The organism is Thalassospira sp. Z349TD_5, from assembly GCF_056173045.1.
Genome location: NZ_CM149654.1, coordinates 1,278,859 through 1,291,411 on the forward strand (window position 1 = coordinate 1,278,859; position 12,553 = coordinate 1,291,411).

Genomic DNA, 12,553 nt, shown 5'->3' on the forward strand with positions numbered 1-12,553 from the left:
CTCAGGATCCGTTGGCAGCAGTAACCGCATCGGCAAGCTGTTCGGCAAACCGTGCACCAGACAATACCCCGCCAAACGACCAGCTTGCCGGAACGTCATAGACATGACCATTGCGCGCAAACGGCATGGCCTTCCAGATGGCGGAATTAAACAGCTTTGCCTTGGCGGCGGGCGGGACCGGTTCAACATGGGCAAATTGCACATCGCCCAGCTTGGCAAGGTCGGACACATCGCCATTGCGAAAGGCCCAACTGTTGACGTCCCCGGTCCAGGCATTGGCAAATCCCATCCGGTTTAAAACAGACCCGAACAGTGAATTTTTGCCATGGATGCGAAAATGCGCGTCATCGAGAATGCGCACGATGGCAAATGTCGCATCATCGCCGACCGATGTCCGTATGCGGGTCGCCGCAGCCGCGATCCGGTCATTGGCGGATGCGATGACCTGTTCGGCGGTGTCGGATTTTCCCGCGAGTTTTCCAAGGTTGCGGAGCAATGCCTCGGCCCGGTCGATGGCAGGCTCGCCGGTATTTGTATTATAAATCGAATAGACCAGTGTCGGGGCAAAGCCCGACAGTTTGTCATAGGCCATCGCAACGTCCGAACTGATCAGGATGGCGTCGGGTTTGGCATCGCGAAGGGCCTCGAAATTGGGCTCGCGGCGGGTGCCAAGATCGGCAAATGTTTCGGGCAGTTCGGGTTCGACCACCCAGGTGCGATAGCCATCGGCTTCGGGGATGGCCACCGGATCAATCCCCAGTGCCAACAGGCTTTCGGTCAGCGACCAGTTCGATGTGGCAAAGCGGGTTGGTGTGACGTCAAAGGTGGCGCTGCCCAGTTCGTGGGGGAATGTTTCCGCCCCGGCAGAAATCGGGGCAAACCCGCCCAGCACAAACAGGCAGGTGGCCGCAAAGAACTTTTGCATGCTAGCGTTCCTATGCAACATAGCTGACGAAACGGGTGCTGCCCGGCACCGCGATGACGTCGATTTCAGTTTGGAAAATGTCGCGCAGGATATCGCCGCGCATGAAGTTTTGGGCATCCCCCTGCCAGCAGGTCCGTCCGCCGCACAGGGCCAGAATATGATCGGCAAACCGCCCAACCATGTCGATGTCATGCAAAACTGCAATCACCGTCAGGCCAATGTCGTCTTTAAGCGTGGCAATCAGATGCAGGATGTCGCGCTGATGCCCGACATCAAGGGCCGATGTCGGTTCATCCAGCAACAGGACGGGTGCGTCCTGCGCCAGAAGCATCGCCAGCCAAACCCGTTGGCGTTCGCCCCCCGACAGGCTGGCGACCAGGCGGTCGGAAAATTCGGTGACATGGGTCATTTCCATGGCGCGGTCGATTATGGCGTGGTCTTCGGTCCGATATCGGCCAAATGCGCCGCGCCATGGATACCGGCCAAACGCAACCAGTTCGCGCACACTTAAATGCGGTGGGACCACCGGGTTTTGCGGCAAATAGGCCACCTTGCGTGCAAAGTCGCGTGTGCCATGCCCGGCAAGGGCGGCGCGATCAAGCGTGATGTCGCCCGATGCCGGTTTGTTTTTGCGCGCCAGCAGTTTAAGCAACGTGCTTTTGCCCGATCCGTTGTGGCCGACAATCGCGCTAAATGCCCCGGTCGGGAAGCTGACCGTGATGTCATCAAGCAGCGTTTTGGGATGTTTTCCATCACTTTTAAAGGTGACGTCTTTCAGATCGAACATGTGCCGGGAACTCGCAAAAACGGGAATGGGGTAAGACGATCAGCGAAGCATGGCTCGCGCGCCTTCCCAATATGAGAATGCCTATCAATTACTCGCAGTAAATGCAACCGAGTTGCGATTGCAAATTGAAAAATGCCAATCATCATACAAAATGACTTTTCAGCAATTCCCATTCCGGGTAGCAATATGGGTCAATGATTGTCGATCTTGTTTTCCATGCTGACGGGCAGGGGCGCAGACGATAAAACAAAGCGGAAAACCGCAAGGAATGATCAGGGAGACACCATGTCCGACGTTAAAACGGTCTTGCCGAACTTACGCTGCAGCTTGGGCGAGGGGCCGCATTGGGATGCCAAGGATGGCGTTTTGTATTGGGTCGATATTGTTGGCAAGACGGCCTATGCACTGCGCCCCAATGATGGTGGTTCGCGCAGCTGGACGTTTGACCAGCCGGTGGCCGCAATTGTCCCGCGTGAAAATGACGGACTTTTGGTCGCCTTGGCGGATGGCTTGGCGTTTCTGGATGCCGAAAGTGGGGAAACCACGCCGTTTGTCGCCCCGGATTCCGATCATGCGGGCAACCGTTCGAATGAAAGCCGGGTTGATCCGATGGGGCGTTTTTGGCACGGCACCATGCAAAACAACATTGGCCCGAACGGTGAAGATTTGCCAGTGACGGTTTCAACCGGAACCTTGAATCAGATTACGGCCGATGGCGATGTAACGCGATTTGAATCCTATATCGGTATCTCGAACACCTTGCTGTGGTCGGATGATGGGACGAAGATGTTCTTTGGCGACACCATCAAAAACACGCTGAACGTCTATGATTTTGACATGAAAACCGGCGTGCCATCCAACCCGCGCGGATTCTTTGGCCCGCAGGACCGCGGCAATATGGACGGATCGGCGATGGATGCAGATGGCTATATCTGGAATGCGCGCTGGGGCGGGGGATGCCTGATTCGGTTTAACCCGGCCGGGGAGGTTGACCGGATTATCGAACTGCCGGTCACACAGCCCACCAGTTGCGTGTTTGGTGGTCCGGACCTTAAAACGCTTTATATCACCTCGGCCGCAGTCGGGTTGGAGGGCAATGGCAATCCGCTGGAAGGGGCGCTTCTGTCGATCCGGACTGATGTTGCCGGGCAGGCCTGCACGCGGTTTGCCGGGTAAGGCAAACTGGTCGAGGAAATTGTATGAGGATTAAATATCCCGATTTCTGATTTTAGGCATGTTTTGAAAGTCAGGGATCCTTTCCTGATAGATCGCCAGATGCTTTGTCTCTGTCTTGCTACATGACCAATTGATGTAATTTGGCTGATTTCGGTGCTCTGCCTATTTTTAGCCTTGGTTTTACGTATGTTTGGCGGCACGATTAACGAACTTAAAAAAAATCGCCAGCAAAATACGAGCAAACTGGGGCCAGAATGAAACGACTTTCTTTTACTTGGGGATCGCTGCGCACGATATGTGCAATCAGCATGGTGATGCTGATGGCCGGGTGCGCGGGGATGCAATCTCATACAGCAAAAGTGACCGGGACGGTGACCTACCGGGAACGCATTGCCTTATCCCCCGACAGCAATAGCCTTGTTGTCCGGCTTTTGGATGTGTCGCGCGCCGACGCACCGGCAACAGAAATTGCGTCCGTGTCCAATCCGGTTTCAAACCCGCCGATGGTCTTTGTCCTGCCCTATGATCCTGCCAAGATTGATGCGCGCTTCACCTATGTTGTCGAAGCGTCGATCATAAACAAGAACGGCGATCTTGTGTTTCGCAATGATCAGGCATACCGCGTCATTACCGGCAATGCCCCAAGTGACGTCGAGATCATGGTCAAGCAGATCGCCCGACCGATGTCAGACGGCGCGCGCAAAACGAATGGATCGGATGTATCGCGCGATGTGGCCGCAATCGAAAGCCGACTTGGCGATTTGCGGGTCATCCCCGGTCAATACCGCGATGGCGACAATACGGTCAGCTATCAGGCATACGTCACGACCGATGATGTCCCGGTCTATGTCGAAGAGCATCGCGACCTTGGGAAATATGGTCGTTCGGATGTGAAGTTTTATTATCGCAATGGCACCTTGTTGCGGTTTGCCGAGGACGCCGAACGCACCAATTTCGGCGGGAATACATCAGACAGCGCGTTGCAATACACGCTTGAGCTTGATTTCGCGATGGGGCGTTTTTCAGACGGCAGCAAAACCATCAACGGCGAAGCAAGTGAACCTGACGAACATGAAATCAGCGGCGCACTTGCCCAAAGCAAGGTGGCATTGTCACGGATTGACGCAAAACTCAGCGAAAGCAGTGCTGTCCCCCTTGCCGGACCGCAGATTTTTGTCTGTGAGGACAAGGGTCGTTTTTCCGCCCGATTTGACGATCAGGCAAACACGGTTGTGATTGAATTCCCCGGCCGTGAACCGATTGCACTCGATCAGAAGCGTACAGCATCTGGCTATGAATACGGCAATGATCAGTACGATTTGCGCGGCAAAGGCCAGGAAGCCACATGGCAAAGCCCGATGGGGAGCACGCGCTGTGCGGTTTCGGCGAATGCGATGTCACTTGCTCTGGCACCGGGCAACTTCCCACTTGTTAAGGCCGTTGATTTGAAAAAACCGGGGAACGATGAATGGACCCGTTATTTCGAAGACCTGTGGCCGGCCATCAATGCATGTATCGTGGAGAATCCGGGGGATCTGGTGTCGGTACTGAAAGCCTGGCCGACCAACCATGGCATGGTCGGGGTGCGTACGGTTAATGGCAATGGCGGACGATATGACTGTCTAGTGCCGTCTGACGGGTTTGGTACGGCCCACACCGAATTGGTCGAGGCCACCACCAACATCCTGCCCGGTGAAAATCAGGTTCTGTTTACCCCGGCCAACGGGGCCTATCCCGGTGGGGACTGTTTCAGTCACGAGCGGCTTGAACAGGATGGGGTGTTTATCGGCTGGTTGTCTGAGAACACTTGTTAAAGACGATTTAAGTCAAACATAGAAATACGGATACAAAACAGAACCCTGTACACTAACGTGTGCAGGGTTTTCCGTTTCATGTTGGTTGACGTCAAATGGGGCGCGACACCATATATGATGGAGATATAGCCTCGCCACTTTTAAAACGGACCTACTCTTTAGAGCGGGATAAATTGTTTACCAAAGCTGATAGAATAAATCCTTGGGTTGAGGCTCTGTTCTTCTGATCTGGTGTACAGGTTTCTTTTTAGGAAGCGCATGCTGAACGGTTTGACAAAAACAAAAGTTCTGATTCTTTGGCTGGCGGCGTTGGTTGCCGGTGCCTGTCTCGCGACATTATCGTTTGGTGTTGATGGAGCAATGTTATTGGCGGTGACGGGCGTTCTGGTTCTGGCCTTTATTGCAAGTGTGTGTACCGTTTTGGACTTGTCAAACAGTTCGTCAGATAGGAACACGACCACATGGGATGATTTATTTGATAGCGGCGCGTTTGACCGTTACACGGAAAGCATTCCTGCGCCTGCATTGATTTTGAACGCGTCCGGGAAGGTTGTATCCTGCAACTTTCGGGCACAGCAAATACTCGGGTTTGATGATACCGGGATTGTTGAGGCGGAATTCGCAGTTGGCGACGGAACACGTCCCATTATGCCAAACGGAATGCTCGATGCAGAAGGCGATATTTTTCGTAAACTCATGCTTGATGATCAACGAATTTTTATTGACGGCAAGCATCTTTATACGGGGCATGTTTCTTTTGTGCCCATTGGGTTGCAGGGCACAGAGAAGGTCTTCAATTTGGTTCTTATCTCACCCAATGCAGATGCGCCAAAACCATATTCTGTGCCCATGGCAATCGAAGCGCGCGAAGAATTGCGTCTGCACGATGATGATCGTTTGCTTCTTCGGGAATTGAATTACGACTTGCGAACACGTTTTCAGAATGCCTCAGGGATTCTGGATCTGGCAAGTGCTCCGGGGAGCGAGCTTGAGGAAAATGCCCATGTCCGCACGTTACAGAAAATATACCACGAAGCCGTTACCAGGCTGGATTCTCTTGTCTCTTTTCTGGAAATAGACAGCAAACATATGAAGGAAAACCTCGTCACATTTGGATTGGACGAGCTGCTGAACGATATTTCATTTGTCCTTGGCCAAAGCCATGACATTGAAAATAACGAAATCCTGTTTGACACAGACCAGAGCGTTGCCAAATCAATTACTTTCCACAGGGAATTACTGGTCAAGATTGTTTACCATCTCGTTCTTCATGCTGTCGGAGGAGAACAGGGTAAAACGGTTCTTGTCAGGGTACGTCTTCTGACGCCGGATGATGAAAGTTCCGAACTAAGCGTCGAGGTCTTGACCAAAGACAAAGGCGCGGGCACGACGATACCCGACATGAGCCTGGATCTTGAGATTGCACGCAGGATTGCGACCCAGTTGGGCGGGGAGCTGTTTGTTGATCACAAGTATCAACAATTTGCGGGAACGGTTTTCAAAGCTCCAGTAGAACGCATCGCGACTTTTGAGACCGGTTTTGTCGTGCCATCGCATTTGAAAAATTTGCGGGTCTTGATTGTTGATGACAATGAAGCGTCGCGCGAAGTGTTTCAGCAATTGGCAACCGTGATCGGTTGGAACGCAGATGTTGCCGCCTCTGGTGAGGCGGCCTTGCACATGATGCAGTTCAAGCATGGGTTAAGGGAGCCCTACGATGTGCTTCTGATCGACTGGCGGATGAAGGGGCTGGATGGCTGGGAAACCAGTAAGCAGGTACGTGAACTGCAAGTTGGTGGGGCTACACCGATCATTGTCATGATTTCGGCGCATAACCGTTCTTTCCTGTCGAAAAATGTAGAGGATCGTGGTCGCATCCTAAATGGGTTTTTGACCAAACCGGTTACATTGACAATGTTATTGGATGCGGTGGCCGATGCGACAGCACATATGCACGAACCGGTGTTTGACCCGACGTCCAGAAATGAAACGGTTGAACCCTTGTCGGGGAATACGGTTCTGATTGTTGACGATAATCAGATGCACCGCGAAGTGGCCAAGGAATTCATGTCCCGAAGCGGGGCACGGGTTTTAACCGCAACAGGAGGCTATGATGCAATCAGCGCAGTTCAAAAGAACAGAGACAAGATCGATGTTGTCTTGATGGATGTCCATATGCCTGATTTGAACGGCTTTGATACTGTTCAACGTATTCGTCAACTCGGCTTCGAAGATATTCCCATTCTTATGATGACCGCGAATAGTACCGCCGGACTACATCACCGTAGCCTTGAATCCGGGGCAAATGATGTGGTGATCAAACCGTTTGTGATGCGCGAAATTGTCAATGCAATGTCTGGACATGTAATCCGGGCAAAACAGAGGAAAAGTCGTCAGGCGTCGGAAAACCTGTCACCGGAATTGTTGCAATTGGCCGAGAACCTTGACTTTAATACCGATGCGGTTACCGAGCATTTTGGCGGGCGCATTAGCGGATATGTCAATGCGCTTGAAGCATTCGTGACTGATGCGAACCGGTTGCTTGGCGCGTTGAGGGACGGGCCAAGCCGTGAAGCTTTACCTGATATTGTTCGCGAAACGCTGGCCATCAGCGGCATGGTTTCCATCATTGGGCCTGCCAAAGATGCGAAAATGTTTAAAGCCTTGGCCCAGAATGTCGAAAATATTCTGGCTCATGAAAGCGAAGCAGAAAATCCTGCATCACATGAAGTCATTGAACAGCTTCTAACATTGACGCGCACACGCATTTCTGCGGTGGAAACACTTCTTGAACAGATTGAAACCACCGATACAGAAACGGTATGAGGTGTGCCGACTGAAGTTTGGTTTTCCCCATGTGATGATGCGGTTTTATTGGCGCGTGAAAGTGGTGGTCATTCGATTGCATCAAGTTCCTCAAGCGTGCGGGCAAGAACCTGATCGAATTCCGGCATCAAGGCGCTGATTGCTTCAAGGTCTTCGTTTGCGGCAAGCTGTTCCAGCTTTCCGGAAATTTCCGAAATCCGTGAGGCGGCAATTTGAGCCGCCGACCCCTTCATCGTGTGGAATTGCTCAAACAAGGCTTTTGCATTGTGTTCTGCCAATGCAGTCTGGATTTGTTTTTGGCACTCTTCGGCCTGTGGCCTGAAAAGTTTGCTTAGGCGAACGTAGAGGTCTCTGTTCCCGGCGACCAGTTCGATTGCCTTGTCTGGATCGTGGATCGGTGTGGCCGGAGGAGTCGAGGAAGAGGGCACAGGGGTATCTGAAGATGACTTCTGGGCCGTATTGTTTGTGGTGTCGGGCTTTGGCAGATGTTGAACGATTTTGCCAACCACAACTTCGAAGTCGAATGGCTTTCCAATGAAGTCATTCATGCCGGCTTCGCGGCATTTTTGTTGTTCGTTCTCAAGAACACCTGCTGTTAGCGCAATAATTGGAATGGCCAAATTCGGGTGGGCGGATCGAATGTGGCGGGTTGCTTCAAGACCCGTCATTTCGGGCATTTGTATATCCATAAGGACAATGTCGAAATGTTCTTTTTCTATCGCATCAATCGCCTCGATGCCATTTTCCGCCAGACTGACATCCGCACCCAGAGACGTCAGAAGTTCGACCGCGACCTGCTGATTTACTGCGTTATCCTCGGCCAGAAGGATGTGGTATCCGCTTAGCGTATTGTCGGCAAGAAGGTCGGTAATATTGTGAGAGTTTGGATGGATAACCACGCTGGCATCCGATATGGAAGATATGGCATTGAGGAAGGATGAGCCTGTGACGGGTTTGGTCAATAATTCGATGCCCTGAGCTGCAGGAACCTGCGATAGCAGTTCGCGCTCGTAAGCTGTGACCATAATGACAGTAGGCATTTTTTTGAGTTGTTTGTCCTCAAGCTGCGTGATGGTTTCAAGACCATCAAGTTCGGGCATTTGCCAGTCGATCATCAAGATATCGTACGGCTGATCCGCAGCGAGCAACATATCGATTGCGGCGGGGCCGTTTGGTGCAGTATCGGCACTGATAAACAGTGATTGCGCAATTGTGTGCAGTGCCTTGCGGGTTTGTTCGTGATCATCAACGATCAGGACGCGCAAGTTGTTGTCCCGGGCAATCGGGAGAGGTTGATCACTACGAGAATGATCGACCGTAAAGGGTATTTTCAATGTAAAGAGCGAGCCCTTGCCCGGGCGGCTGGACAACTGAATCTCGCCGCCCATTGCCAATGCCAGGCGGCTGGAAATGGCAAGTCCGAGCCCGGTCCCCCCGAATTTCCTTGTGGTAGAGGCATCGGCCTGGGTGAAGGGATCGAAAATAATCTGTTGCTGTGCCGCCGGGATTCCGATGCCGGTGTCAGAAACAAGGAAGCAAATGCGTTCACCGGTTTTGGGGGACATTTCTGTGTGAACGTCAAGTTTGACCGAGCCTGATTCCGTAAACTTGATCGCGTTGCTGATCAGGTTCACCAATATTTGTTGTAACCGGTGAGCATCCCCGATGATTGATTTTGGCACGTCCGGGGATACATCAATAATGGCTTCGATTTGTTTGTCATTGACCGCCATGGACATGATCGATCCGACATTGTCGATGATATCAGACAAAACAAATGGTTCTTTATCAAGAACGAGTTCATTTGCCTCAATCTTTGAGAACGTCAAAATTTCATCGATAACACCAAGCAAGAACCGCCCAGACAGTCCGATTTGTCTTACATATTCGCGTTGTTGTTGTTCTAAAGGTGTACGCTTTAGCAACTGCGTCAGACCGAAAATAGCATTCATTGGTGTTCTGATTTCGTGGCTCATATTGGCCAAGAAGTCATCCTTGATGCTGGCCAGTTTTTCGGCATCTCCGCGCGCGATTTCAAGCTCGGCGTTTATCGACTTCAGTTCTTCGTTATGTTTCTGAGCGGCAAATGCACGCAGGCTGATAAACAACAGAATGGCAATCATAAAGACAAGAACAATAATCGAGGCAATTGTCGTACCCGATGAGAACACTTTCCAGTACTGCATCGCATAGCCGTATGGCCGTGACGTCGATATGACCAGCGTATCGTGGAAGACCCTTTCAGCGACGCCAAACCGAACCTGTCCGGTAAAGACATTGGCGTAGATGTCGGCTACTGCGTTATCGGGGGCATTGGCGGCGTCTGTATAGATTTCGGCATTGCCCATCGATTTGCCGATCATGTCGTCCTTGGTCGGTTTGCGGGCGACAAGATTGAAATTCTGATCCAGTAACGTGACGTAATCCGCATCAATGGATGATTGCGCGATGCGATCAATCATCGTGCCTGGATCAATGACAGTCGTAATTATTCCGGCTAACGTGCCGGATTCATCACGAATGGCCCGCGCGAGGGAAATCTGCCACCTTCCGTCAACAAGGTTTTTGACCGGACCCGTTAGAACCCGTTGACCTTTCCCGCCATCGAGGAAATATTGGATGTAATCACGGTGTGAAAGATCTAAATCTGGCGCTGGAAAATTACGGGATGAATGAATGATATGCCCATTGGCATCCGTGATGCCAAAGACACGCACGATGTCCAATGCATCGGCAGCTTGTTTCAGCAGCAGATGTTTCTCACGCGGGGAATAGCGCTCGTCATTCGCCATGCTTCCAAGGGCGGTTAATGTGGTTTCCACCCCGATCATCTGCTCTTCAACCTGGCGTGCATACCCGTCCAGAAGGGTCGAAAGCGACCTCAGTTCCCTTTGTTCGGCATTTTCGGCCAATGGGACATGTACATAATAGTTTAAGCCCAGAACAAGCAGGGTAATAGCGCATGCTGCCAGCGTCACTGGAAGGCTGTTGCGGCGAAAGATTGTCTGTTTCAGATCTTCAAGCATTCAGACTTCCAGGCTATTCATGTTTATGGGACGGTGCCGACCTTAGATTTAAGATCAATGCATTACAGGTTGTGTCTTATTTGGCAGCCTACAATGCGAAATAGGTATATTTTCGCATCCACGATCTTTTGACAAGTTTCATGTCGTCGTGGATCATTCATAACAATCTATGTTCTTTCTCGATATCGATTTCAACCCGATTGATGGGGCGGGGACGAAAAAAGCCCCGCTACGTCTGCTGCGGGGCTTGTCTAAGCATGGTTAGTGTGTGGACGTCCCTGTGGCAACCAGCATGCCTTGTGATCCACTCAGGCAGTCGCTATTGCCCAGATTGATGCCAAGGAAGCGATGGCGATCGAAATGTCCCGGCATCAAAAGCCCATTGGCGGGATTGGCGGTAAAGCCAAAGCGGGCATAATAGTCCGGGTCGCCAACCAAAAGAACCGACCGATGGCCAGCCGACTGGGCGGCATTGAGTGCGGCATACATCAAGCCCGCGCCGACACCAGATCCGTTATAGACTTTTTCAACCGCAAGCGGACCCAGCAACAGCGCAGAACCGCCGTTGCCAGCATCAACATTCCACAACCGGACGGTGCCGATCATGTGGTTGCCATCAAAGGCAACAAAGGCCAGACCGTCTGCCGGGCGCCGGTTCCGGCGCAGCACTTCGGACGATTTGATAAACCGGGCCTGTCCCATGACGCGGTCGAGCAGGATTTCACGTTCGACGTGATCAAACTGCCCTTCGCGATCAATCGTGATCATTGTCCTATCGTTCCCAAAAAGGGGTCAGATGATATAGGAGGCCAACGGCGCAAAGCCGTTGAACGCCACGGACGCATAGGTGGTGGTGTACGCACCGGTGGCCTCGATCAGAACCTCATCGCCAATCGTCAAAGCAATCGGAAGGTCATAAGGTTTCTTTTCATAAAGCACGTCGGCCGAATCACAGGTCGGGCCAGCCAAGACACACGGAGCAACATCGCCACCATCATGGATGGTCGTGATCGGATAGCGGATGGCTTCGTCCATGGTTTCAGCCAAACCGCCAAATTTACCAATGTCGAGATACACCCAGCGCACCGGATCATCGGCATGTTTGCGCGAAACCAGCACCACTTCGGCTTTGATCACGCCCGCGTCACCAACCATGCCACGGCCCGGTTCAATGATGGTTTCTGGCATGTGATTGCCAAAATGGGTGTGAAGCGCATCAACAATTGCCGCGCCATAAGCCTCGGTTTTTGGAACGTCACGCAAATACCGGGTCGGGAAACCCCCACCCATATTGACCATTCGAAGGACAATGCCCTTATCAGCCAAGGTGCGGAAGATCGCGGAGGCTTCGGAAAGGGCGGTATCCCATGCATCAAGGTTGCATTGCTGCGATCCGACATGGAACGATACGCCGTACGCATCCAGACCCATGTGATGGGCATGCTCAAGAACCTCAAGCGCCATGGATGGTGCGCAACCAAATTTGCGCGACAGCGGCCATTCAGCACCTTCGCCGTCGGTCAGGATGCGGCAAAATACGCGTGCCGTCGGGGCGACACGGGCAATTTTTTCGACTTCTTCGACGCAATCAACCGCAAACAGGCGCACGCCAAGTTCAAAAGCGCGCGCAATGTCGCGTTCTTTTTTAATCGTATTGCCAAATGAAATGCGTTCAGACGTCGCACCAGCAGCCATCGCCATTTCAATTTCGACGACAGAGGCAGTGTCAAAGTTGCTGCCAAGATCAGCCAGCAGGCTGAGGACTTCCGGTGCCGGGTTGGCCTTAACCGCATAAAAAATGCGGCTATCGGGCAGGGCGCGGGTAAAGGTTTCGTAGTTGCGCTGAACTACGTCAAGATCGACAACAAGGCACGGGCCTTCTGGTCGGTTCTGGGCAAGAAAATCAATAATACGCTGCGTTGCCATTGGGGCGTTCTCCCATTCCACGTTATGGCAGCTTGCGGCACCTGATGCGTTTTGGCGCGGTGGAGGCGCGTGA

The 12,553-nt window shown here is 52.2% G+C and carries 8 protein-coding genes; 3 read left to right on the forward strand and 5 right to left on the reverse strand.

Features of this window, described 5'->3' with window-relative positions; all coding sequences use genetic code 11:
• Window position 1: 1 nt before the first annotated feature.
• Together AC0VXT_RS05725 and AC0VXT_RS05730 are read right to left on the reverse strand one after the other, a co-directional pair.
• Window positions 2-925, reverse strand: a complete 924-nt coding sequence (locus AC0VXT_RS05725) for an iron-siderophore ABC transporter substrate-binding protein (protein WP_475547868.1) — start codon at window positions 923-925, stop codon at window positions 2-4.
• 10 nt (window positions 926-935) lie between these two features.
• Window positions 936-1,712: an ABC transporter ATP-binding protein gene (locus AC0VXT_RS05730; protein ID WP_475547869.1), complete on the reverse strand. Its 777-nt coding sequence runs from the start codon at window positions 1,710-1,712 to the stop codon at window positions 936-938.
• Between the two features lie 285 nt (window positions 1,713-1,997).
• Between AC0VXT_RS05730 and AC0VXT_RS05735 the strand changes: the two genes are divergently transcribed.
• The 3 genes from AC0VXT_RS05735 (at window position 1,998) to AC0VXT_RS05745 (ending at window position 7,528) form a co-directional block, all read left to right on the forward strand.
• The gene (locus tag AC0VXT_RS05735; RefSeq protein WP_475547870.1) at window positions 1,998-2,888 is read left to right on the forward strand and encodes an SMP-30/gluconolactonase/LRE family protein; all 891 of its coding nucleotides are present in this window, start codon (window positions 1,998-2,000) and stop codon (window positions 2,886-2,888) included.
• A 254-nt stretch (window positions 2,889-3,142) separates the two neighbouring features.
• On the forward strand, window positions 3,143-4,702 hold the full coding sequence (locus AC0VXT_RS05740; protein WP_475547871.1) for a YbaY family lipoprotein: 1,560 nt from the start codon (window positions 3,143-3,145) through the stop codon (window positions 4,700-4,702).
• A 258-nt stretch (window positions 4,703-4,960) separates the two neighbouring features.
• Window positions 4,961-7,528, forward strand: coding sequence for a response regulator (locus AC0VXT_RS05745; RefSeq protein WP_475547872.1), 2,568 nt, complete (start codon window positions 4,961-4,963; stop codon window positions 7,526-7,528).
• Between the two features lie 68 nt (window positions 7,529-7,596).
• Here the strand turns inward: AC0VXT_RS05745 and AC0VXT_RS05750 are convergent, their stop codons facing one another.
• From AC0VXT_RS05750 to AC0VXT_RS05760, 3 genes are all read right to left on the reverse strand, one after another.
• On the reverse strand, window positions 7,597-10,554 hold the full coding sequence (locus tag AC0VXT_RS05750; RefSeq protein ID WP_475547873.1) for a hybrid sensor histidine kinase/response regulator: 2,958 nt from the start codon (window positions 10,552-10,554) through the stop codon (window positions 7,597-7,599).
• A 261-nt stretch (window positions 10,555-10,815) separates the two neighbouring features.
• A complete protein-coding gene (locus AC0VXT_RS05755) occupies window positions 10,816-11,322 on the reverse strand; it encodes a GNAT family N-acetyltransferase (protein ID WP_475547874.1) in 507 nt (168 codons plus the stop codon).
• A gap of 24 nt (window positions 11,323-11,346) precedes the next feature.
• Window positions 11,347-12,480, reverse strand: a complete 1,134-nt coding sequence (locus AC0VXT_RS05760) for a type III PLP-dependent enzyme (RefSeq protein ID WP_475547875.1) — start codon at window positions 12,478-12,480, stop codon at window positions 11,347-11,349.
• Window positions 12,481-12,553: the final 73 nt, after the last annotated feature.

Excerpts from the sequence above, each read along its gene's own strand:
- AC0VXT_RS05725 (WP_475547868.1), bottom strand. The coding sequence starts at position 925 with ATGCAAAAGTTCTTTGCGGCCACCTGCCTGTTTGTGCTGGGCGGGTTT.
- AC0VXT_RS05730 (WP_475547869.1), bottom strand. The coding sequence starts at position 1,712 with ATGTTCGATCTGAAAGACGTCACCTTTAAAAGTGATGGAAAACATCCC.
- AC0VXT_RS05735 (WP_475547870.1), top strand. The coding sequence starts at position 1,998 with ATGTCCGACGTTAAAACGGTCTTGCCGAACTTACGCTGCAGCTTGGGC.
- AC0VXT_RS05740 (WP_475547871.1), top strand. The coding sequence starts at position 3,143 with ATGAAACGACTTTCTTTTACTTGGGGATCGCTGCGCACGATATGTGCA.
- AC0VXT_RS05745 (WP_475547872.1), top strand. The coding sequence starts at position 4,961 with ATGCTGAACGGTTTGACAAAAACAAAAGTTCTGATTCTTTGGCTGGCG.
- AC0VXT_RS05750 (WP_475547873.1), bottom strand. The coding sequence starts at position 10,554 with ATGCTTGAAGATCTGAAACAGACAATCTTTCGCCGCAACAGCCTTCCA.
- AC0VXT_RS05755 (WP_475547874.1), bottom strand. The coding sequence starts at position 11,322 with ATGATCACGATTGATCGCGAAGGGCAGTTTGATCACGTCGAACGTGAA.
- AC0VXT_RS05760 (WP_475547875.1), bottom strand. The coding sequence starts at position 12,480 with ATGGCAACGCAGCGTATTATTGATTTTCTTGCCCAGAACCGACCAGAA.